A 22659-nucleotide genomic window follows, 5' to 3' on the forward strand; every position below is an offset into this window, starting at 1 on the left:
CCATTAAGAACAAATAAACATATACATATGAAAAAAGTTTGGATTATCGTTTTTGGATTAGGCTGTTTGGGATTGAACGCTCAAAAGAAATGGTCCTTAAAAGAATGTGTAAGCTATGCAGTGGAGCATAATCTTCAGGTTATCCAAAATCAATATACCAAACAAAACCAAGAATACAACCTTAAAGCAGCAAAAAAAGACTATTTGCCTTCCGTATCGGGGAGTATTACGAGTGGGGTGAGTTTCGGGCAAGGATCATTAGGAGCAGGAAGTTATAGAAACGATAGATTCAATAACAGTGTTGGTGTAGGTGCCGATATTTTGGTTTATAACAATGGGAGATTGGAGAAAAATGTAAGAAAACTCCAGTTTGATGTAGAGGCCAGCCAGTATGATATTGAAGCAATTAAAAATGATATTTCGGTACAAATTGCACAGCAATATTTAACCGCTTTATTGAACAAAGAAATTGTTAAGATTTCTCAAAGCGCTGTAGAAAATGCTAAAAAACAGCATGACAGAGCAAAGATAACCACTCAGGTTGGGACTACCGCACAGACTGTTTTAGCGGAAGCAGAGGCAGCCTGGGCGAGAGAAAAGCAAAATCTTAAGACCGCAGAGGTTAATGTAGGAAGAGCTCTGTTTGCGATCGCTCAGCTTTTGCAACTTTCAGATTATAAAGATTTTGATGTGGAAAATGTAGATATTCCTGAAGCACTAGATTCACAGTTGGTAACGGCTGACGAGGTTCTTACAAAAGCCTATGATATACAACCCCAGATAAAAGCAGCCGAAAGCAGGATAAGATCTGCTGAAGCACAAACTGAGGTAAGTAAAACGGCATTCTGGCCTACATTAACAGCAAGTGCTGGTCTTAACACTTTCTATAATAGGCAATTTAATGTTCCTCCAGGTGTGGTGCAGGGAACATTTTTTGAACAATATAAAGATCAGTTTGGACAAAATGTAGGATTATCACTTAATATCCCTATCTTCAATAAAGGGAAAACAAAATTACAGGTTGAGCAGTCCAAATTAAATGAAAGTGTTAGCAAAATTACCCTTGAACAGCAGAAACAAACAGTAAGACAAAATATACAGAAAGCCCAGTTTGACGCAGATGCCAATTATGAAAATTATCTGGCTGCTGTAGAAGCAGAGAAAAGCTCAAAGCTGGCTCTTGATTTTGCTGATAAAAGCTATGCTGCAGGAAGATCAACCATCTATGACGTAAATGTTGCAAGAAATAATTATGCAAATGCACAGGGATCAGTAGCACAGGCGAAATATAATTATCTTTTCAGCCTTAAGCTGTTGAATTTCTATGCAGGAATTCCATTAAGTTTGTAAAATGCCGATTAAATCATTAGAAAAATATTTACCACCAAACACACTTACGTATTTAAGAATCTGGTTTTCAGATTATTATATTCATATAAAAGTTACAAGAAACCGGAATTCCAAACTGGGAGATTATAGAAAGCTTCCGGACAATTCCCATGAAATTACAGTAAACTCTACTCTTACTCCACAGCTTTTTTTCTTTGTGCTGACGCATGAGCTGGCACATTTAATTGCTTTTGAGAAATATGGAAGAAGAATTTCTCCCCATGGTAATGAATGGAAAGAAACATTTAGAAAAATGCTTATTGAAAGTCTTGATATTTATGATGAGGATCTAAAGCCGATCATTGTAAAGTTTTCAAAAGCACCTAAAGCAAATTTTATGGCTAGCCCTGATCTTGTAAGATATTTTCATACTGAAAAACAAGATGATAGCCTGCAGTTTATTGAGGAGCTCCAAAAGGGAGAATTTTTTATATACCGCAACGAAAAGTATTTATTAGAAGGTCTGGTTAAAAAAAACTATCTTTGTAAGAACCTGGCTACTGGAAGAAAGTATTCTTTCAAACCTTTAGCAAGGGTAGAAAAATGTAGCTAAGAATGTTAAAATCAGATAGATACTGTGTGATAATGGCGGGTGGAATCGGTAGCCGGTTCTGGCCGATGAGTACACAGAAATTTCCAAAACAGTTTCAGGATATTTTAGGAGTGGGGCGTACTATGATTCAGCAGACTTATGACAGAATCAGTAAGCTTATTCCTAAAGAACAGATATTCGTGATTACGAATAAAGAATATGTTGCACTTTCCCAGCAGCAGCTGCCTGAGATTCCTGAAGAAAACATTGTAGGTGAACCCCTGATGAAAAATACAGCGGCCTGTAACCTGTATATGGCTAATAAGATCGCTGAAATTAACCCTGATGCTACCATGATTGTTCTTCCGGCAGATCATTTGATTCTTAAGGAAGATGTATTTTTGGAAAAAGTAGAGCTTGCTTTTGACCTTGCTTCAAAACATGATTACCTGGTAACGCTGGGCATTACTCCTACAAGGCCTGATACGGGATATGGATATATTCAGTTTGTAGAGAAAAAAGGCTCAGAATATTTTAAAGTAAAAACATTTACAGAAAAACCTATTCTTGAAATTGCCCAGAATTTTCTGGAAAGTGGAGACTTCCTGTGGAATGCAGGAATATTTATCTGGAATATAAAAAGTATTCATCATGCTTTTGAAATGTACCTGCCTGAGATGATGCAGCATTTTATGGCCTGCGAGTATAATTCTGAAAATGAAAACAGCTGCATTGAAACCATTTACCCTAAAGTACAGAAAATTTCCATAGATAACGGAATTCTGGAAAAAGCAAAAAATGTATATGTAATTCCTGCCAATTTAGGATGGAGTGATCTGGGTACATGGACCTCTGTATACGAAAATACGGATAAAGATGAAAACGGGAATGCTGTAAAATTAAAGCATTTACTGACCTACAATTCTAAAGGAAATATTATCCGTCTCAAAAACAATAATAAGGCGGTCATTATTGATGGCCTGGAAAATTATATCGTTGTAGATACCGATAAGGCCCTTCTTATCTGCCCACGCGATAATGATCAGCTGATCAAGGATTACGTTCTCGATTTAAAAAGCTTTAAAAAAGGAGATAAATTTATGTAAAAAATTGGTATATTTCTGCTGATTTCTAAAGTATGATAAAAATTACCACCCAATTCACGATTCTTGTATTTGTACTTTTAGGATTCCTGGGATATGCTCAGGAAAAGAAAAAGTTTTCAAACATTCCAAATATTCTACAACGTATAGAACCTGATGACAAAATAGATTCATGGGTGCTGGTATATAATAGCTATGGCAAAGGTCAGGAGCTAAAAACTTCTGGCGGAAAGATAAGCTACACCCCTCAGTTTTCAGGTTTTAATCTGTTCCCAAGTGAAGACAGCTTTTATTATATTGCTTACTCGGCGGGAGGTAAAATCAGCTATATTATGGATGTGGATGGCCTGAAAAAATTTGTAGGTAAAATCGATAATGCTGAAGAGGCAGCTGTTGTGCTGACCGCTGACGGATATCTTGTAGATGAGGAATTTAAAGATCTTGCAGGCAATTATCATGAAGACCGCACCAACTATTATTTAGATCTGGGAAAACTGACTTCAAAGGAATGCCCTTATCAAAAAACTCATTATACATTGACCGTAAATAAATCTACGGGAGAAATAGCCAATGTAAAAGATAATGGGACCTATATTGAGCTTTATAATAAAAAATGTGCTAATAACCCCCGTCTTTTAAAGATCGAGAAAAAAGAAGAACCAAAAGATGAGCCAAAAAGAACTACCAAACGAAAATAAATCTTACGAAACTGAACGATTGATTCTCCGTCCAATGTCTTTAGAGGATAAGGAGCTTATTTTTGAACTTTATAACAGCCCAAAGTTTATCCGGTATATTGGTGATCGTAATATTAAAACAGTTGATGCTGCTGAAGATTATATCAGAAATAAATTTATTCCGCAGATTGAAAGATTAGGCTACGGAAATTACCTTGTCATGACTAAAGAAGGGAATAACAAGATTGGAGGAGTAGGAATCTTTGAAAGAGATGGTCTTGATGTTGTGGATATCGGATATTCTCTGTTGGAAGAGTTTGAAGGTCAGGGATATGCTTATGAAGCGGCTCAAAAGGTTAAAGCCATTGCAATGGAAGAGTTCGGATTGTCGAAAATATCTGCCATTATTTCAAAAGATAATCTACCTTCTCAGAAGCTGATTGAGAAACTGGGGCTGAAATTTCAAAAACATATTACTCTTCCCGGTGAGGATGAAGAATTAAACTATTACGAAACAGACTAATAATCACAATAAAAAAATACAAATAGATTCACGAATATCATTTGTGAATCTATTTGTATTAAAAGACTATCCCTCCAAAATTTGCTCGGCAGCTGTTTTTGAAGTTACTTTGTCAATGAGTCTTGTGCAGATTCCGTTTTCATCAAAAATAAAAGTTGTTCTTACAATTCCCATATAGGTTTTTCCGAACGTCTTTTTTTCCTGCCAGACTCCAAATTTTTCAATGATATCATGATTTTCATCAGCAATAAGATCATATGGGAATGCAAACTTACTATGAAAATTTTTCTGCTTTTTTACAGAATCCCCACTTATTCCCAATAACTGAAAACCGGCTTTCTCAAGCCTGGAATAATTATCACTCAGATTACAGGCCTCCACAGTACATGTTGGGGTGTTCGCTTGAGGATAAAAGAAAACAACCAGCTTTTTCCCAATTAATTTTGATGAGGATACTGTTTCTCCATCCTGATTTATTCCTTCAAATTCAGGTAATTTGTCTCCAACTTTCAGCATAATGATTTAATTTTGTTCAAATTTAAGGGTTACATGACAAAAAAACAAAGAGCCGAGCTCGTTCAGATAGAACTGGATAAATTATATCCTACCACACCTATTCCTTTGGATCATACCGATCCTTATACACTAATGGTTGCAGTAGCACTTTCTGCCCAAACGACAGATAAAAAAGTAAATCAGGTGACTCCCGATCTTTTTGCCGTAGCAGGAACTCCGCAAAGAATGGCAAAACTGGAAGAATATCAGATCAAAGAACTGATTAAAGAAATAGGACTGTCCAATACCAAGGCTAAAAACCTGAAAAGAATGGCCGAGCTTTTATTGGAAAGACATAATGGAGTGGTTCCCCAAACATATGAAGAATTGGAAGCGCTTCCCGGAGTGGGGCATAAGACCGCTTCTGTAGTCATGAGCCAGGGATTCGGATTCCCGGCATTTCCGGTGGATACACACATCCATCGTTTGATGACACAATGGAAACTGACATCAGGGAAAAATGTAGTGGAAACAGAGCGTGATGCAAAAAATCTGTTTCCCGAAGAGGTTTGGAATAAACTTCATCTTCAGATCATTTTCTATGGTAGAGAATATTCACCGGCCAGAGGAAAGGGGGACAAGGATTTCATTACCAAAATGATGTTTGAGAAATAAAAGACGATCTATATCTATTTGAAGTCAGAAATAGTTGGCTATTCTGATATATTTTACAGCCCGTAACCTTATAGGTTTCAAAAATCTATAAGGTTTTGGCAAAAAGCTCAATGTGCAAAGAAAGGGTTTTCAAAAACAAATTTTTTCCAATAATCATAACCTATTTTAGGATATGTTTTCGGACGCCTCTTATTTCATATGTTTAATTTGGGCATCAGACTTTTACGAAATTATCAATTAGTAAGACTTAAATATCCAGCAGTCTTCTATGATAATTAATTTGCCCCAAATGATAATCCAAATGGGTAATCAGGTGGATCAAAAAATAATCTGTGGTCATTTTATATCCTAAAGGTTCAAGAGGATATTCTTTTTTCAAATCATCATCAGATAGTTGGCCTAATACGGAATCAGCCATTATCACAGTAGCTTCAACTTTTGCAATAAGCTCAGCTTTTGGAATGTTTTTCAAAGAAAATTCGAGGTCGCGTTGTCTTACATATCCGGTCTTTCCAAGCTCTGCTCCAATGAAACTGTTAAGGTTTCCCACCAGATGAAGACAAAGATTGCCTCCGCAATTGGCAATGTTTTTATCAGTCTTCCATAGATTTTCCTCATTTTGATAAGCTTCAATTTCTGCTTTTAATTTATTTAAATCTCTATTGTAAAGAGATCTCAGACTTTCTATAAACATATCTTATTTTATTTTTAAAATTATTGAAATTTTCTGAATGAAAAAAAGGTGCTGAAATAAACAGCACCTCTTAGGGTATTTAGATAAAAAATCTATTTTTGTTTTTTAGCCCAAAGTTCCATTTTTCTGTTCAGAACCTCCAGTGGAAGGCATCCCTGGCTTAGTACTTCATCATGGAAGCTGGCCAGGTTAAATTTATTTCCAAGTTCTTTTTGGTATTTTTCTCTTAATTCACGGATTCTTAATGAGCCTATTTTATATCCAAGAGCCTGACCAGGCATTGCCATATATCTTTCCACTTCTGCAGTAGCAGATCCTTCATCATAAGAAATATTACTTAAGAAGTATTTAATAGCCTCTTCTCTGGTCATTTTTCCTGTGTGGATGCCCGTATCAACTACCAGTCTTACCGCTCTCAGCATCTGATCACTCAGATATCCCATTTTCTGATAAGGATCTGTATATAACCCGAATTCAGGTCCCAGAGTTTCGCAATAATGCGCCCAGCCTTCTCCATAGGCTCCAAACCATCCGAATCTCATGAACTTGGGAAGGTTTGTGTTCTCCTGTTGAAGAGAAACCTGATAATGATGCCCGGGGATCGCTTCATGAAGGAAAAGGGACTCCATTCCCGAAGTGACATTAAATTGTGAGGGATCCGGAAGAGGAACATAAAAAATCCCTGCTCTTTTGCCATCCGGAGTTCCGGGAATATATTCAGCACTGGCACTGGCTTCTCTGAATTTTTCCGTTTGCCTGATTTCAAATTTGGTTTTCGGGGTAACGTTAAACATCGTCTTAAGCTTCGGGGTAATCTTTGCTAAAATGCTGTTAAAGCCTTGTAAAACTTCTTTAGAAGTTTTATAAGGCATTGCTTTTGAGTCTGTTTTAACAAAATTGATAAATTCTTCCAGTGTTCCGGTGAAGCCTACCTGTTTTTTTACCTTTTCCATTTCAGCACGAAGCATGGCTACCTGCTGCTGTCCGATTTTGTTGATCTCTTCAGGTGATTTTTTGGTGGTAGTCCAGCTTTTTACATAATAGCCGTAAATTTCGTTTCCATTGGGAAGGCTGTTGTAGCCATCATTATCTCTTGCTTTTGGAAGGTATTCCTTTTCCAGGAAATTACCCATTTTAGTATAGGCAGGAATAATTTTTTTGGTAATGGCCTCTTTATAAAGTTCTGAAAATTTATCTTTCTGAGCCTGGGTGAAACTTTTCGGGAAGTTTTTAATAGGTCCGTAGAAAATGTTTTTTTCCATATCAGGAGTGATAATTTCCTGAGAGGTCATTTGGGGTATCATTTTGGTAACCAGTTTTTTAGGGAGAACGATTTTATTGTTTATCCCTTCACGGAAGTTGTCTGCGGCGGCATCCATCCATGCCGGGAATTTTTCCATTCTTTTTAGCCAGTCGCTGTAATCTTTTTCCGTTTTAAAAGGTTGGCTTCCCTGCCCGCTTCCATACAGCGGAAAATTTAAAGGAAGACCTCCAAACTGAGTAAAAGGAATATATTCCGGATGATAGGCATAAGCCTCTATTTTATCCTTTAAGGTATAATCCAGTACATCATAAACGACTTTATCTTCATCGGAAAGGCTTTTATAATCTACATTGTCCAGTTGCTTTTGTACCGAATTATAGAAAGCAACTTCTCCTGAAATAAAATCTTTATCAATAGTAATGGGAAGCTGGTCATTGTATCTTGTATCTCCCTGTGCTGTAGCGTCTAAAGGGTAAAGTTTAAGATACTGTTCATAATAATTGGAGGCAATAGAATCCAGATTGGTAGGAGTAACTTTGGTAAGGGGAGAATCAGACTTCCTGCAGGAAGCAAGGCTTATCATCAATCCCAATCCCAAAATACTTTTTGATAAAACATTTTTCATTTTCAGAATCTTTATGAAACAAAAGTAAGTATTATTGGGTGATTCAGACTCATCATTAAACTTGAATTAAAAAATTATTTTCAAAATCCTTTTAACTTTCAATCAATTTTTTATCTTTGTCTAAAGCATTTAACAATCATATTATTACAGTTCTTTTTTTAAGAAAAAATGAAAGGGATTTTAAAAATTTACCATCCGGACGAAACATTAAAGTACAATATCCGAAATACTTATTGTAAACCAGTCTACAGCAACCAGCAACATTTTTTAGAGGTTGAAATTATAACGGATGACGGTTTGGATCATGTAGATGATGATTCATTACAGTACAACTTTCCGCAGCTTTCACTCGAAGTTTTCGATTTTCCTATTGAATCAGCGGAATTAGAAGGCAAAACGATTACAATCAGTGATTCTGATGAGGAAACTTACACAGAAGTAGACCTATTCGATGATGAAGATGCCTACATCTATGATAATGAGCTTCTATTTGAGAAAAATGAAGAGGACGTGCTTCAGGTTATATGGAAAGGAACTATTGATGATTTCTACACAGGATCAGATACGCCGATTCCTTTCAGACTAAAGTGCGAATTCAGCCAGGATGATATTGTGGTAGACGAAGACTAAACATCGCTACTCTCAATTTTTATATCAAATTTCTTTTCAAAATTTCTTTTGGAAAGAAATTTGCTGTTTATATCTGATAACAAACTTTAAGTTGTTTTTAAGCAATTTTTAAGATATCATTTCATAATATTCCACTACATTTGTCGTTAAAACTTTTATAAAAAAATTCACATTAATGCTGTTAACGGAACTTACTCAGATTTTATTTGCGCAAATTGCTACACCTGCAGTTGCTACAGACAATTTAGAATTTTCATTTTGGAAGATCATGTTCCACGGAGGAGCTTTCGCTAAAATAGTGATGGCAATTGTACTGCTGTTGGGAGTGTTTTCTTTATACCTGTTTTTTGAGAGGTTTTTCTTTATTAAAAGATTAACATCAAAAACAGATTCCAATTTCATGAATAATATTGAAGACTTTGTGAAAGCAGGAAAGATTGAAGCGGCTGCAGATTATTGCAAAACGCAAAACTCTCCGGAGGGAAGAATTTTAGAAAAAGGAATTTCAAGATTGGGCCGTCCTGTTTCTGATATTGTAAGCGCAATGGAGGCTCAGGCTCAGGTAGAAGTGGCCAATATGGAGAAAAACCTTAACCTTTTGGCTGTGGTTCCAAGTATTGCTCCTATGTTAGGGCTTTTGGGAACGGTGATCGGGATGATTATTGCATTCTTTAATTTATCACATGCAACGGGATCTTTCTCTCCTAAAACACTTTCAGAAGGTATTTATACCGCTTTAGGACAGACAGCTGTAGGTTTGGCAGTTGCTATTCCTGCTAATTTTTGTTACAATATTCTTTTAACAAGAATTGACAAGTTTGTATTGAAAGCTCAGAATATGTCTGGTGAATTTTTAGATCTTATCAACAAACCTTTATAAATCTTTCTTATGAAATCGCTGCCAAAAAACCTTTTCAGGAAATTATTAATTGAGCGATTCCATCTGACCATTAACCTATTAGAAGAAACAGATGAAAATTCAAAGAAGAAATAAAGCGAATCCGGAATTCAGTTTAGCAGCGATGACAGATGTTATCCTGTTGATGCTGATCTTCTTTATGATAACATCCTCTGCCGCCAACCAAAGTGCCATAGAGGTGAATCTTCCAAAAGCCGGAGCTACTGAGGATAATATTCCTAATCCTTTGACGGTAAGCATTAAACCTGATGGTTCATTTTTTGTAGATGATAATCCGGTAAATAAAGGTGAGCTTGAGCAGATTATTGTTAATAAGCTAGCTAATCAGACCAACAAGTCTTTTACCATCAGAGCTGATGAAAATACACTGCATAAGGATGTGGTTTTTGTGATGGAAATTGCTGAAAAAAACAAGCTTAATATTGCTATTGCAACCGTTAAAGATAAATAAGTAAGAATCATTGAAGATGAGAAGCTATACTGCCAACAAAAACGAAGAAAATAAAGACAGGGTAAAGAGTGCTTTGCTTACCGTCCTTATTTGGTCTGCCGTTTTGCTTTTTGTTTTTTTATATAAATTAAAACCCGAACTGGATAAAGATCCCGAGGTCATCACAACCATGCTTGTTAATTTCGGTGACAATAGAAACGGAAAAGGAATCGAAGAACCGGCCGAGCAACCGGGCAGTTTAGCGGCTGCTACGGAAGAGGTTACTCCCGAGCCGGCAGAAACACCCGTTCCTGAAACAAAGACGGTTGTAAAGCCCGAACCTGCACCTGAACCAAAGAAAGCTGAAGTGAAGGAAAAGGTGATCACAGGAAATAACTCGAAAACAACAGTTCCTAAAAAAGAGGAGTCAAAAAAAACAAATAAAAAAGAAACTACCAGCACCAGTGCCTCTAAAAACACTAAAAAAGCAGGGGCTGCCACTGCAAATTCCAAAACAGGAAATGGGGATGGAAAGGGGAATGCCGCTATCGGAAACCTGATCAAAGGAAGAGGTACAAAAGCAGGAAGCCAAGGAACTGGTGAGGGCATTGGAAACGCCGGAGATCCCTTAGGCGGAGACGGAAACGGAGACAGTAAGGTAGGAATAGACAGAAAGCTTGTTGGATATATTCCCGGAACAATGGGTAGAGGAGGAGCTCAGCCTGCTCATAGCTGTACTGCAAGTGGGTCTATTACCATTGCTTATACCGTAGATAAAGCAGGAAATGTAGTTTCTGCAAGAAGAGTAGGAGGCGTTTCAGATCCCTGTGTATCTTCTACATCCGTTACATGGGTTAAGAAGTATGTAAAGGCCGAAAAAGCCAGCACATCTTCAACCGGAACGTATAAAATAACATTCTAACATACAAAAGCACTTTATTCAAGTGCTTTTTTTATTTCATTAATTCTGTTGATGACAGGAAGAGCAAAAATTCCACTGGTCTGAAGATACAGCTCATAAAACGTTTTTGCTTTGTCCAGAAAATCATTGTTTTGACCTTGTTTTCCTGTGAAATAGAAAAGATTACCCAGCATTTCGTAATAATCTTTATGGTCCCTTTCCTGTCTTTCATTGACTATTTCTATCAGCTCTTCTTTAGTCTTTGAAGAGATTTCGGTAAAACTCACCTTAAAAATATCTCGCATGAGTGTATCAAAATCCAGTTCTTTCTGCATTAAACTTTCTTCCGGTTTATCTAAAATAAGCTTTTCCAGTGCCTGGGTCAATTGACGGATGAGTCTTAGGGTAAATTCTTTATCTGTAATCATAATGGGTTATTTTTGTTGCTAGTTGCTAGTTGCTAGTTGCTGATTATGTAGTTATGTTCGCCAGCTTAGCCGGACGTATTTTATAAAGTTGTTAATTTTTCCTCCTAAGAGTTTGTATTGCTCGGCTTTTTCTTTAAAGCCTGTACTTAATTCCGGGTAAAGCCTTATTATTTTTGATAGATGGCATACTGTTTCATCACAGCTAGCTTGAGAGTAGGTAAGAAATCTGATAAAGTCTCCTTTGTAATTATTTCTTCCATATCCTTCAGCAATATTGGTCACAACAGAATCTGCGGACCGTCTTAGCTGGCTGCCCAGCTCATATATTTCATATTTTGGTAATATAAGAGAAAGCTGGTGTGTTTCAATAAACAACTCAAAAGCAATATTATAAATATCAAGTTTTTCGTAGCTCATTAATAACTTTTTAACAGTTAAAACTAATACCTGGCAACTATCAACTGGTTATGCAAAAAACAAATAAGCTAGAGCAATAGACGTAATAATACCCACAAGATCGGCGAGAAGCATGGCAATTACCGTGTATCTCGTGTTCTTTACCGCTACGGCGCCAAAATAAACGGCGATTACGTAGAATGTGGTATCTGAGCTTCCCTGCAGAACGGCAGCAAGCTGTCCCTGGAAGCTGTCGGGTCCAAAAGTACCCATGGTATCCACCATCATTCCTCTTGCTCCGGAACCGGATAGAGGTTTGATGAGTGCTGTTGGAAGTCCGTCAACAAATCGGGGATCAAGGCTGGCAACGTTGGCAACCCATTTCATTCCGTCGATGATTACATCAAAAACACCGGAAGTTCTTAATAACGAGATGGCAATTAACATTCCAACCAAATAAGGGATAATCTTTACACAGGTGGTAAAACCTTCTTTTGCTCCTTCAATAAAAGCATCAAAAACATTGATTTTCTTATAAACGGCACCCAGTACAATAGCCAGGAATATAAAGAGAATCAGTCCGTTGCTCAATACTTTGCTGAAATCGTCCAGTTCATCCTTGCTTAGCTGTACGAGATAAACTACCAGTAAAGCAATCACTGCAGAAATTCCTCCTACATAGGCAATAACTACCGGCCGAAGCAGATTGATCTTCTGATATAAAGAAACGATAATCATGGCGGCCAATGTTGCTGCAAAAGTAGCAATCATACAGGGAAGGAAGATATCAGTAGGTGTTTTTGAGCCCATTGATGCCCTGATAGCGATAATGGATACGGGGATCAGGGTCATTCCTCCGGCATGAAGGCAGAGAAACATGATCTGAGAGTTGCTGGCAGTATCTTTATTGGGATTCAAGCTTTGCAAACTTTCCATGGCTTTTAACCCAAAAGGTGTTGCCGCATTATCAAGTCCCAAAAGATTGGCACTGAAATTCATCAGCATATGTCCGAAAGCGGGATGATTTTTGGGAATATCGGGAAAGAGTTTTGAGAAAAAAGGTTGAATGAAACGGCTCAGAAGATTAATTCCTCCTGCTTTTTCAGCAATACTCATGAACCCCATGAAAAGGGTCATGATACCAATAAGGCCAATACATATTTTTACGGCTGTTTCCGAAGTTCCGATGACACCATCAGCTTCCTGAACACGGTAAACCTTTACATTCTGCTTTAAAGAGTCTGTTTTATAGTGAATTCTGCTGTCTGCAAAATCATTTTTCTTCATCAGGCTGTCTCTGACAATGGGAGTGAGGGCGCTCATCTGCTGTGATGCAATTTGAACTGTATCTCCACCTTTCCCTACCACCATATCATTGAAAATGGTTTTGTAGTGACTTGATGAAATGTATTTTATACTTGCAATGGCTATGGCGATGATAATAAAAGCCGACCAAATTCTGCTGAGAACCATCCGATTTAATTAATTGTTTAAACTTATCAAAAATACTTTAAACCACAAAGGGGATAAAAGAATTAAACACTTTAGTTTCTGTAAAATAAATATTATGCAGCTGAGAAAAGTCCTTAATCTTTAAAAATCTTTGATTTCCACCTTTTGTATGCTGATTTATTTTAACGCTATGTTCGCCAAGATTTTATTGGGAAGTAAAAATTACGATCGCAGCGGCGTTAACACTTGGCAGAGTTCATAAGTTAGAGATCCTTGCTGAACGAAGTGCCTTGCGACCGAAAATATGCATAAGGATTTATCATCCCTTTGCGTATTCTCTGCGTTTGAAACAAAAAATATTACTCTTCAAGATAAACCAGATGACCTTCAAAATCATCATCCAGATTTTTCAGTACCTTGGCATCATCCATTTTCTTTACCAACCCATCAATGAAGAAATTTTTTTCAAAGAACTGACGGTGAATACCAGGCAGGAGCTCCATGAAATAATCCATTCCGATTTTGTTATTATGAAGATCCATTTTGGTTTCCAAAGGTTTATTGGGAAACAGTTCTTCATGCATATCCGTCATTCTTTTGCAAAAATCCAGTGCTTTTTTAGGGGAAGAAACCTTACAGCAGTATGAGGTGATGAAACAAGACCATAATGCATGCCTGAAGGCATTTCCTATGCCATTATTAGAGGCTGTTTCAGGGAATTTCTTCTGTGCAATGGCGAAAGCCTGAACGGTAGCATGAAAGCTTAATATGGCAAAAAGAGGATGGGGGAGAACAAGCGATAAAAGACGCATAATCTTTTTAAAGCTCATACTCCGGATGGTATCAAAAATTATTTTAAAAGTCCTCATAAATAAAAATCTCTCCCCAATTAGAGAGAGATTGTATTGTTTAGATTAAAGATACTATGCTTTTACCGCTAAAAAATTAACTGTTTTAGCTACAGTATCCTGAATTTCAGTTCTTTTTACAATAAAGTCTACAAATCCTTTTTCCTGTAAGAATTCTGATGTCTGGAATCCTTCCGGTAAATCTCTTCCGATCGTTTCACGGATAACTCTTGGTCCCGCAAACCCGATAAGAGCTCCCGGTTCAGCCATGATGATATCAGCCGTCATAGCGAAAGAAGCTGTAATTCCACCAAAAGTAGGATCACAAAGGTAGGCGATATATAAAAGCCCCGCTTCTGAAAGCTGAGCTAGTTTAGCCTGAACTTTAGCCAGCTGCATCAAAGAATAAGTAGCTTCCTGCATTCTTGCTCCTCCAGACTGACAGATGATCATATAAGGAAGTTTGTGCTGAATACAGTAATCTACTGCTCTTCTGATTTTTTCACCCATTACAGAACCTAAAGATCCTCCTATGAAAGCAAAATCCATACAAGAAACCACCATTTCAGTTCCTTTTACAGTACCTACAGCATTTCTGATGGAATCTGTAAGTTTTGTTTTAGCTTTTACTTCTTTTAAACGGTCTTTATACGGCTTTGTATCTTTGAAGTTTAAGATATCAATACTTTCAACATTAGCATCCAGTTCGGTAAATTTACCTCCGTCAAAAAGGATGTCAAAAAATTCTGCACTTCCTATTCTCACATGAAATCCGTCTTCAGGAGAAACATAGTTATTTCTCTTTAGTTCATCGTGTTCCACAACTTTTCCAGATGGAGTCTGATGCCAAAGGCCTTTTGGAACATCCTTTTTTTCATCAGTAGAAGTGGTAATGTTTTTTGCTTTTCTTTTAAACCAGTCGAATGCCATTTTTTATTTGTATTAATGTACGATGTATCATGCAAAATGTATAAAAACAGAGTGTTATGATTACCCTGTACTTTATACATTTTACTTTTTACAAATTTATTTTAAAGTATTTACGTTATTTAAATCTTCAAATGCTTTCACCAATCTTGTAGAGAATGTATCCTCACCTTTTCTTACCCAAACTCTTGGGTCGTAGAATTTTTTGTTAGGTTTTTCCTCTCCTTCAGGGTTTCCGATTTGAGCTCTTAAATAATCAATATTGTTTACCATATAATCTCTTACTCCTTCTGTATATGCAAACTGAAGGTCAGTATCGATATTCATTTTGATGACTCCATAGTCGATAGCTTCTCTGATTTCTTCTAAGGTAGATCCTGAGCCTCCGTGGAATACAAAGTTGATCGGCTTGGCAGCAGTTCCGAACTTTTCCTGAACATATTTCTGAGAATTGTCAAGGATTTTTGGAGTAAGAACTACATTTCCTGGCTTGTAAACTCCGTGTACATTACCAAATGCAGCTGCAATAGTAAAGTTGTCAGAAATAGCTTTTAGTTTTTCATACGTATAGGCTACATCTTCCGGTTGAGTATATAATTTAGAATTATCAACGTCTGAATTGTCAACACCGTCTTCTTCTCCTCCTGTAACTCCTATTTCTACTTCAAGCGTCATTTTAAGTTTAGCCATTCTTTCGAAATATTCAGCTGAGATGTGAAGATTTTCTTCCAAAGATTCTTCAGAAAGGTCCAGCATGTGAGAAGAGTAAAGAGATTTTCCTGTCTGCTTGAAGAATTCTTCGTTAGCATCCATTAATCCGTCGATCCAAGGAAGTAATTTCTTAGCACAGTGGTCTGTGTGTAAAATTACCGTTGCTCCGTAAGCTTCTGCCAGAGTATGGATATGTTTTGCTCCTGCGATAGCTCCTAAGATGGCAGACTTTTGTCCGTCATTACTTAATCCTTTTCCTGCATTGAAAGCAGCTCCGCCATTTGAAAACTGGATAATTACAGGAGCATTTAATTTTGCTGCTGTTTCCATAGTAGCGTTTACGTTGCTTGATCCAATTACATTGACTGCAGGTAATGCAAATTTGTTTTCTTTAGCATACTGAAAAATATCAGTAACTAACTGACCTGTGGCAACTCCTGCCGGAAAAATTCTGCTCATGTTTTACTTTTTATTATAAATTTATTAGGTGTTTTTATTCCTGTAAAGGTAATCATTTTTAGGAAATGACTAATTTCTTTTGTCTCTTCCCCAAAGTAGCTTCTGGCGAATGGTTTCGTAGAAACTTAAATTATTCGGCTGTACCAGAAGAAGCTGAAAACTTGCCTTCCTGATGATGATTTCCTTATCTGTTTCAATGTGTATCAACCTGGAATCTAAGGAAAGAGAATACTGTGGTACACGGCTTTCCACTTTGAATTTTATTTCCACTTTATCATTCACTACTAAGGGTCTCACATTCAGGTTGTGAGGAGCAATTGGGGTAATGACAAAGTTTTCATTATTGGGAGAGATTATAGGGCCTCCGCAGCTTAATGAATAGGCGGTAGAGCCGGTGGGTGTTGAAATAATCACGCCATCTCCCCAAAATACATTCAGAAATTCATTATTGATGAATGAATCTACAGTAATCATTGATGTTGTTTCCTTTCTGGAAACGGTAACGTCATTGAGTGCATAAGGGAAAGAGTCTTTCAGCTTTGGAGAAACCACTTCTATCACAGACCGGCGGCTTGTTTTTACATCTCCTTTTAAGATAGAATCTAATTCTTTGAATGCTTCTTCTTTGGTGAAAAAAGCTAAAAATCCCAGTCTTCCGGTATTGACTCCTACGACAGGGATCTCAAGATCTTCGATAAAGGTTAAAGAATTAACAATGGTTCCGTCTCCACCAAAAGTGAAGAAAAGATCCACTTCTTTATCCACAAGATCCTGCTTATTGTTAAAAGTTTCGAAAATTTTTGAAAATTGAAGCGCTTCAGCCATTTCATCATACAGAACGGATTTTACACCTCTGCTTTCAAGCTCAGAGATAAACTTGCTTAAGTATAAAAAAGTATCAAGATCTTTTTTCTGAGAATATATAGCTGCCTTCATGTTATATTTCTATAAATTTTTGAAAAAAACCAAATCGGTCTTTAAACAGATCGGATTTCTCATCAGAATAATATTTCTCAACAATTCTGTAATCATACCGGTCAAAAGTAGAATCTATCGAGGCCAGGTTTTCATTACTGATCTTTATGGTGATGTGAATGACCTCATCAGACATAAAGCTTATAAATCCGCCATAAAATTTTGAGTTATTGCTTTCAATAATATTGGCGATCTCGGTCATTGAATATTTTCTGGCAGGAGTTTCTATGGTAAGAATAGCTCCGGTTTCTGAAAATAACGGATACCGGGAAAGGTCCTGAAAAACATCTTCACAGGTAATATACCCTAAATATTTTTCATTCTTATTGATTACAGGGATCACATTAGAGCTGAAAGTATAAAACAGCCGGATACTATCCATAACATTACTGTCTTCCAGAATGGCAAACCGTTCAAGCTGATGTTCAAGATCCTTCAGTGTGCCTCCATCTTCCTCATAAAGGAAATCTTTGGCGATGGCCCCATAAAAATGGTGGGATTTTTTAATGAAAATATGGGAATATCCAAAGTCTTCCAACATATTCCTTGCTGACTCTATTGAGTCAGATAAGCTAAAACACGGAAAGTCTTTTGAGATATAGTCCTTGATAAACATTGTGCTAATTTATAAAAAATTAAATGAATCTTTTTCTGAAAACGCGACTTTTTTTGTGATCAGTCAAAAAAAATGACCTCAAAATTTGTTCGTGCCGAAAAAAAAAGTACCTTTGTCGCCTTTCATTTTTACTTTTTATTAGATTTATTTCAAACTGCACTGTCTATTAATGACATATGCAGTTTTTTTATTTTAGGGCTTTTGCAAACTCCCACATGACAATTCCGCCACATACACTTACATTAAGAGAGTGTTTTGTACCAAGCTGTGGAATTTCCAGAAAAACATCAATATTGGGTAATGCCTCATCACTTATTCCTTCTACTTCATTTCCTAAAATAAGGGCGTATTTTTTTGACCGGTCAATGGTAAAGTCTGTAATGATCTGACTGTTGGTAGTCTGTTCAATCCCTATAATTTCGTAATCTCTGCTTTTCAAATCAGCAATAGTGATATTAATATCCTTTTCATGTGCCCAGTCTACACTTTCTGTAGCTCCTAATGCCGCTTTATGGATCTCACGATGGGGTGGCTGAGGAGTGATTCCACAAAGAATTATTTTTTCAATCAAAAAAGCATCTGCTGTTCTGAAGGTTGCTCCTACATTATGCATGCTTCTGAGATTATCTAAAATGATAACCAATGGAATCTTTTCTACTTTTTTAAATGTTTCAACATCTATTCTGTTAAGCTCTTCCAGCTTTAGTTTCTGTACCAATTGTATTATTTTGTTGAGATTAATTTTCCGTCTCTGTAGACCTCTGTTTTTTCAATGCTTCCGTCTTCCCGGTAATAAATTCTGTTGCCATTGCGTTTATCATTGACTAATTCCGTTTCCCGTTCTAGTTTTCCGGAGGGATAATACGTTTTCCATTTCCCTTCAGCCAGTCCTTTTTCATGTTGCCCCACCTGTTTTATCGTTTTTCCGTCTTCGTGATAAAGGGTGCTCGCACCATCCAGTTTCCCGAATTTATAATTGGAAACCTCATTTATTTTCCCATTGGGAAAGTAGAATGTAGCGGTAGAACTATCATCATAGATATTTTTTTCGCCGTTTCTGTAATATTCTTTAGAGGTAAGAATGCCATTTTTGTCGTAATACTCCCAGGTTTTATATTTATATCCTTTTTTATTTTCTCCCTTGGCCTTTACTTTACCATTGTCGTGGTAATAAACAGCGTCACCATCTATCTTTCCCTTTTTCCATTCTACCACATTTTTTACCTGTCCATTTTCGTAAAATTCTTTACAGCTTCCTTCCTGTAATCCGTCTTTATAGCCGCAGGGTTTCTGAGCTGAAAGAGCAGCAGACGCGGAGAAAAGTAATATAAAAAAGTATTTCATAGCTATTTTTATTTCAAAAATACTAAAATACTTATATTTGGTTCAAAAATATACTATGAAAAAATTACTTACTTTATTCATATCGATGCTGGGCTTTATTTATTTGCACGCTCAGAATACGTATTATCCCCAAGCTTTTTTTGATAAAAAACTTGCCAGAGATATGCTGGCATTCGGAAATTCTACCATTGAAGGAGTAGCTTCTACAAAGCAAAAAACGACGTTTGGCATTAAGCCCCTATTGGGAGAAAAGCATTATGCCAGACAAGGAACGGTGGTTATGCTTTTTCCGGTAACCCCTTATTTTGAGGAGTTTTATAATATGAGAAAGAAGTATGAAAATAAAAAAACTACCGTTTATATGTCCGAAGATGCTTTTAAATACAGAGTAGAAGCATTAACAGATGACCGGGGTAGATTTAAGTTTGAAAAACTGAAGCCAGGAAAGTATTATCTTGAAACAATTATCAATTTTACGGCAACGGCAAATTATCAGAAACAAACAGGCACAACAGATACTTACAATGGTATGGGAGGCTATATGTATTCTACTCCTATATACAATACATTTTTCTACGGATATTCTGCGGCTAACCGGGAAAGTAAGTTTGTTGAAATTAAAGCAGACGGTGAACTTAAAGAAATCAGCCTTTAAAAGGTTGATTTCTTATTTTCTACCCATAATCTGATGAACATTTTTTTCAATATTCTGTGCCAGCATCTCCATAGGAATGTCATTTTCATCATTATTAAAAGGATCTTCAATTTCTTCTGCAATAAGCTCTAAACTCATCAGGACATAATATACAAAGACCGTAAGGGGAATCATAAACAGCCCGATAGTAATGACATACGCAATGGGAAGGGCAAAGACATACAGAATAATAAATTTCTTAATAAAAGAGGAATATGAATAAGGGATAGGAGTATTTTTAATTCTTTCGCAGCCTCCGCATACATCCAAAAAGCCAGATAGCTGAGTATCCAAATAAACCATTTCAATCTCTGAAACTTTACCTTCTTTTTTTAATTGATTCAGTTTATGGCTTAAAAGGATAACAATTTCGCTTGGCCCATGGTTTTTTAATGATTGTTCAATCTCAGAATAATCCTCATCCAAAGCCAGCCTTGTAGATTCTTTGGAAAGATGTTTTGCCAGAAAGTGAGGGAAAAATTTTAAATATCTTGCGATCTGCTCAGCATCCTGACGGCTGTCACCCAGAATTGTATTTATTTTTACCGCAAAATTTCTGGAATCATTCACCAGCTTTCCCCATAATTTTCTTCCTTCCCACCATCTGTCATACGCGGTATTGGTCCTGAAAACCAATAAGAGCGATAGCACAAACCCCAGTAAGGAGTGGATCATTCCTACATTACTGATCCCTGATTTTGAAGTCAGGTGAAAATATTCCACTTCTAAATATTGAATCCCCCAGGAATATAATCCTATAAGAATCATACTTGGGAAAAGTATTTTTAAAGTGTCACTTTTGTGTAAGCTGAAAAGTATTTTAAGGAAATGCTTGGTATTATAGGCTCTCATAAATTCGCATATACTACAAATATAATTTTTTTTCAATTAGTGTTCGCGTACGGGAAACCGTAAAATATATTCTGATAAAGCTCTTTATTTTGTTAAAAAAATAAAATGAGCTATTATAGAAAAGGGCATTTCAAAAAAAATGGAACATGGGTGAGTGGACATTATGTAAATACTTTTGGCAGAAAAAAAGGCTCTGGAAGTCCTCAGGGCTGTGCTGTTATTATTTTTGGAGGAATAATTTGGGTGTTGTTATATGTATTAAAATAAAGCATGTAATTCATCATTCTGTCCTTTTTCTGGCAGGCTTATGTAATGGATAAATAGTATATCTAATCTTCTGTCTCTTTGTTATTTGTCATCTTTACTTTCTATAACGTTTCCGCAGGTTTCAAAAAAATCACTATTTTTATTTCGCACAAAATACCAAAATAATGATCCTCGAAAACGTAGATGTAGTCAATGATATCAGTAAAGAAGATTTTCAAAAGAATTATTTTAAAAAACAAAAACCTCTTCTGATTAAAAATTTTGCCAGCCGATGGGAAGCTTTTGATCAGTGGAATCTGGGCTATATCCGTGACAAAGCTGGTGAGCAGGAAGTTCCGTTATATGATAATAAACCGGCTGATGCTGCTAAAAATTCAGATGCTCCGGTAACAAAGATGAAAATGAAGGATTATATTGATACCATAAAAACTAAGCCTTCAGATCTTCGCATTTTTTTTTATATCATTACAGACAGGCTTCCGGAACTGCTTAAGAATTTTACATATCCGGATTTGGGGATAAAGTTTTTTAAAAGACTTCCTACGCTTTTTTTTGGAGGAAGTGAGGCACATGTTTTAATGCATTATGATGTGGACCTGGGAGACTTTATGCATATTCATTTTGAAGGGAAGAAGAGGATTTTATTATTTGATCAGAAGCAGTCTGCCTTTTTATATAAAGTGCCGTTATCTGTTCATACCATCTATGATGTGGACTATGAGAATCCGGATTATGAAAAATTTCCGGCATTGAAATATGCGGAAGGATATGAAATTTTCATGGAACATGGTGATGCCCTTTTTATTCCGGGAGCATTCTGGCATTTCAACAGATATCTGGAGCCTGGCTTTTCATTATCCCTGAGGGCACTTCCCAATAAACCGAAGGTTTTTGCCAATATGCTGTATCATGTTTTTATTATGAGATATACCGATAAACTTATGCGTAAACTTTTTAAGGCTGATTGGGTAAATTATAAACAAAAATGGGCGTATAAAAAAAGCTCTGAAGCCTTGGAAAAACATTTGAAAACTGAAAAGTAACCTATCGAAGTTTAGAATGTTTGGTTTTAACGCTAAGCTCGCAATATTTCTAATATATTAATTTTATAAGGGTTCGCAAAGGCGTTACACTCAGCTAAACCATTATAATACTTTGATAAGTGTAACGCCTTTGCAGACGAAAAAAATGCTGAAAATTAGTTTCTTTGTGATCCTTGCGTTTTATCTTATACTTTAAATTCTGGTTATTTATTGATCAGTCCAAAAAGTTTCGCATCCACGAATTTTCCTTTTTCAAAGAAATAGTCTTTTAAAGTACCTTCTTCATTAAAGTTTAAGGAAGATAAAAGTTTTTCGGAAGAGATATTCTCCGGATCGATAAAAGCATCTACACGGTGTAATTGCATACTCTCCAACCCGAATGTTAAAATAGGAAGAATAGCTTCCTTCATATAGGATTGCCTCCAGAATATGGGATTCAGTTCATAGCCAATCTCTGCTCTGAAATGTTCCGGATACCAGTTGTGATAGCCACAGGTGCCTATTACCTTATTTTCAGATTTCAGTTCCAGCGCCCATCGGAATCCCTTTCCTTTTTCAAATTCACTGTTAAAGTGCCGGATAATGTTTACCGCATCTTCTTCTGTTTTGAATGCTTCCAGATCATAATATTTCATTACTTCCTCCAAAGAAAAATACTCAAAAAGGTCTTTTGAGTCTTCAGGGGTAAGTTGGCGCAGCAGAAGTCTTTCAGTTTCTAACACAGGAAATTCCATAGACTGTATTTTAAGGTGAAAATACAATTAATTCCTGATAGGGAAAAGTATATCAG

The 22659-nt window shown here is 36.4% G+C and carries 28 protein-coding genes; 13 read left to right on the forward strand and 15 right to left on the reverse strand.

Going from position 1 to position 22659, the window contains the following annotated elements; genetic code table 11:
• Positions 1 to 27 precede the first annotated feature (27 nt).
• The 5 genes from MP477_RS08920 to MP477_RS08940 are packed head-to-tail and all read left to right on the forward strand — an operon-like array spanning position 28 to position 4224.
• Complete coding sequence (locus MP477_RS08920; RefSeq protein ID WP_230033241.1) at positions 28 to 1350, forward strand: TolC family protein; 1323 nt, start codon at positions 28 to 30, stop codon at positions 1348 to 1350.
• A gap of 1 nt (position 1351) precedes the next feature.
• A complete protein-coding gene (locus tag MP477_RS08925; protein ID WP_257190138.1) occupies positions 1352 to 1942 on the forward strand; it encodes a SprT-like domain-containing protein in 591 nt (196 codons plus the stop codon).
• A 2-nt stretch (positions 1943 to 1944) separates the two neighbouring features.
• A complete protein-coding gene (locus tag MP477_RS08930; RefSeq protein ID WP_257190139.1) occupies positions 1945 to 3027 on the forward strand; it encodes a mannose-1-phosphate guanylyltransferase in 1083 nt (360 codons plus the stop codon).
• A 32-nt stretch (positions 3028 to 3059) separates the two neighbouring features.
• Entirely contained in the window at positions 3060 to 3722 is a 663-nt protein-coding gene (locus tag MP477_RS08935; protein ID WP_230033254.1) for a hypothetical protein, read from the forward strand.
• On the forward strand, positions 3691 to 4224 hold the full coding sequence (locus tag MP477_RS08940) for a GNAT family N-acetyltransferase (RefSeq protein WP_257190140.1): 534 nt from the start codon (positions 3691 to 3693) through the stop codon (positions 4222 to 4224). The genes MP477_RS08935 and MP477_RS08940 overlap by 32 nt, the downstream gene beginning before the upstream one ends.
• 66 nt (positions 4225 to 4290) lie before the next feature.
• On the opposite strand, the gene bcp is transcribed toward MP477_RS08940, so the two are convergent.
• Positions 4291 to 4740 (reverse strand): thioredoxin-dependent thiol peroxidase, encoded by a 450-nt coding sequence (gene bcp / locus MP477_RS08945; RefSeq protein WP_257190141.1) that lies wholly within the window; start codon positions 4738 to 4740, stop codon positions 4291 to 4293.
• Positions 4741 to 4773: 33 nt separating this feature from the next.
• On the opposite strand from bcp, the gene nth reads away from it, so the two are divergent.
• Positions 4774 to 5394 (forward strand): endonuclease III, encoded by a 621-nt coding sequence (nth, locus tag MP477_RS08950; RefSeq protein WP_257190142.1) that lies wholly within the window; start codon positions 4774 to 4776, stop codon positions 5392 to 5394.
• Positions 5395 to 5641: 247 nt separating this feature from the next.
• On the opposite strand, the gene MP477_RS08955 is transcribed toward nth, so the two are convergent.
• Both MP477_RS08955 and MP477_RS08960 read right to left on the reverse strand, forming a co-directional pair.
• Positions 5642 to 6088 (reverse strand): DinB family protein, encoded by a 447-nt coding sequence (locus MP477_RS08955; RefSeq protein WP_230033261.1) that lies wholly within the window; start codon positions 6086 to 6088, stop codon positions 5642 to 5644.
• Between the two features lie 92 nt (positions 6089 to 6180).
• Positions 6181 to 7977, reverse strand: coding sequence for a DUF885 family protein (locus MP477_RS08960; protein WP_257190143.1), 1797 nt, complete (start codon positions 7975 to 7977; stop codon positions 6181 to 6183).
• Between the two features lie 168 nt (positions 7978 to 8145).
• On the opposite strand from MP477_RS08960, the gene MP477_RS08965 reads away from it, so the two are divergent.
• The 4 genes from MP477_RS08965 to MP477_RS08980 all read left to right on the forward strand — a co-directional run bounded on the left by MP477_RS08965 (position 8146) and on the right by MP477_RS08980 (position 10878).
• Complete coding sequence (locus MP477_RS08965) at positions 8146 to 8607, forward strand: hypothetical protein (RefSeq protein ID WP_230033265.1); 462 nt, start codon at positions 8146 to 8148, stop codon at positions 8605 to 8607.
• A gap of 175 nt (positions 8608 to 8782) precedes the next feature.
• The gene (locus MP477_RS08970; RefSeq protein ID WP_230033267.1) at positions 8783 to 9487 is read left to right on the forward strand and encodes a MotA/TolQ/ExbB proton channel family protein; all 705 of its coding nucleotides are present in this window, start codon (positions 8783 to 8785) and stop codon (positions 9485 to 9487) included.
• Between the two features lie 91 nt (positions 9488 to 9578).
• Positions 9579 to 9977 (forward strand): biopolymer transporter ExbD, encoded by a 399-nt coding sequence (locus MP477_RS08975; protein ID WP_047484449.1) that lies wholly within the window; start codon positions 9579 to 9581, stop codon positions 9975 to 9977.
• Positions 9978 to 9993: 16 nt separating this feature from the next.
• Entirely contained in the window at positions 9994 to 10878 is an 885-nt protein-coding gene (locus MP477_RS08980; protein ID WP_257190144.1) for a ferric siderophore ABC transporter substrate-binding protein, read from the forward strand.
• Positions 10879 to 10892: 14 nt separating this feature from the next.
• Here MP477_RS08980 and MP477_RS08985 read toward each other — a convergent pair whose 3' ends face one another.
• The 10 genes from MP477_RS08985 to MP477_RS09030 form a co-directional block, all read right to left on the reverse strand.
• Positions 10893 to 11285, reverse strand: a complete 393-nt coding sequence (locus tag MP477_RS08985) for a hypothetical protein (protein ID WP_230033273.1) — start codon at positions 11283 to 11285, stop codon at positions 10893 to 10895.
• A gap of 51 nt (positions 11286 to 11336) precedes the next feature.
• Positions 11337 to 11702 carry a four helix bundle protein gene (locus tag MP477_RS08990; protein WP_257190145.1) on the reverse strand — a complete coding sequence of 122 codons (366 nt, stop codon included), beginning with the start codon at positions 11700 to 11702 and terminating at the stop codon, positions 11337 to 11339.
• Between the two features lie 48 nt (positions 11703 to 11750).
• Entirely contained in the window at positions 11751 to 13154 is a 1404-nt protein-coding gene (locus tag MP477_RS08995) for a nucleoside recognition domain-containing protein (RefSeq protein ID WP_257190146.1), read from the reverse strand.
• A gap of 338 nt (positions 13155 to 13492) precedes the next feature.
• Positions 13493 to 14002, reverse strand: a complete 510-nt coding sequence (locus MP477_RS09000) for a hypothetical protein (RefSeq protein ID WP_373567416.1) — start codon at positions 14000 to 14002, stop codon at positions 13493 to 13495.
• A 54-nt stretch (positions 14003 to 14056) separates the two neighbouring features.
• Positions 14057 to 14911, reverse strand: a complete 855-nt coding sequence (gene accD, locus MP477_RS09005; RefSeq protein ID WP_230033288.1) for an acetyl-CoA carboxylase, carboxyltransferase subunit beta — start codon at positions 14909 to 14911, stop codon at positions 14057 to 14059.
• Between the two features lie 96 nt (positions 14912 to 15007).
• Positions 15008 to 16078, reverse strand: a complete 1071-nt coding sequence (fbaA, locus tag MP477_RS09010; protein ID WP_209800764.1) for a class II fructose-bisphosphate aldolase — start codon at positions 16076 to 16078, stop codon at positions 15008 to 15010.
• Positions 16079 to 16147: 69 nt separating this feature from the next.
• Positions 16148 to 17014 carry an NAD kinase gene (locus MP477_RS09015; RefSeq protein ID WP_230033290.1) on the reverse strand — a complete coding sequence of 289 codons (867 nt, stop codon included), beginning with the start codon at positions 17012 to 17014 and terminating at the stop codon, positions 16148 to 16150.
• A 1-nt stretch (position 17015) separates the two neighbouring features.
• A complete protein-coding gene (locus MP477_RS09020; RefSeq protein WP_115919380.1) occupies positions 17016 to 17669 on the reverse strand; it encodes a CBS domain-containing protein in 654 nt (217 codons plus the stop codon).
• A gap of 187 nt (positions 17670 to 17856) precedes the next feature.
• Complete coding sequence (locus MP477_RS09025) at positions 17857 to 18387, reverse strand: RNA methyltransferase (RefSeq protein ID WP_230033292.1); 531 nt, start codon at positions 18385 to 18387, stop codon at positions 17857 to 17859.
• 5 nt (positions 18388 to 18392) lie between these two features.
• Positions 18393 to 19013 carry a toxin-antitoxin system YwqK family antitoxin gene (locus MP477_RS09030; RefSeq protein WP_230033294.1) on the reverse strand — a complete coding sequence of 207 codons (621 nt, stop codon included), beginning with the start codon at positions 19011 to 19013 and terminating at the stop codon, positions 18393 to 18395.
• 55 nt (positions 19014 to 19068) lie between these two features.
• Between MP477_RS09030 and MP477_RS09035 the strand changes: the two genes are divergently transcribed.
• On the forward strand, positions 19069 to 19668 hold the full coding sequence (locus tag MP477_RS09035) for a hypothetical protein (protein WP_257190149.1): 600 nt from the start codon (positions 19069 to 19071) through the stop codon (positions 19666 to 19668).
• A gap of 12 nt (positions 19669 to 19680) precedes the next feature.
• On the opposite strand, the gene MP477_RS09040 is transcribed toward MP477_RS09035, so the two are convergent.
• Complete coding sequence (locus MP477_RS09040; protein WP_257190151.1) at positions 19681 to 20559, reverse strand: bestrophin family protein; 879 nt, start codon at positions 20557 to 20559, stop codon at positions 19681 to 19683.
• A 105-nt stretch (positions 20560 to 20664) separates the two neighbouring features.
• Between MP477_RS09040 and MP477_RS09045 the strand changes: the two genes are divergently transcribed.
• Positions 20665 to 20826, forward strand: coding sequence for a hypothetical protein (locus MP477_RS09045; protein WP_257190153.1), 162 nt, complete (start codon positions 20665 to 20667; stop codon positions 20824 to 20826).
• Positions 20827 to 20990: 164 nt separating this feature from the next.
• Positions 20991 to 21869 (forward strand): cupin-like domain-containing protein, encoded by an 879-nt coding sequence (locus MP477_RS09050; protein WP_257190154.1) that lies wholly within the window; start codon positions 20991 to 20993, stop codon positions 21867 to 21869.
• A 203-nt stretch (positions 21870 to 22072) separates the two neighbouring features.
• Here MP477_RS09050 and MP477_RS09055 read toward each other — a convergent pair whose 3' ends face one another.
• Positions 22073 to 22603: a GNAT family N-acetyltransferase gene (locus MP477_RS09055; RefSeq protein WP_230033302.1), complete on the reverse strand. Its 531-nt coding sequence runs from the start codon at positions 22601 to 22603 to the stop codon at positions 22073 to 22075.
• Positions 22604 to 22659: the final 56 nt, after the last annotated feature.

It is taken from the genome of Chryseobacterium sp. WG23 (genome assembly GCF_024586575.1).
GTDB lineage: Bacteria > Bacteroidota > Bacteroidia > Flavobacteriales > Weeksellaceae > Chryseobacterium.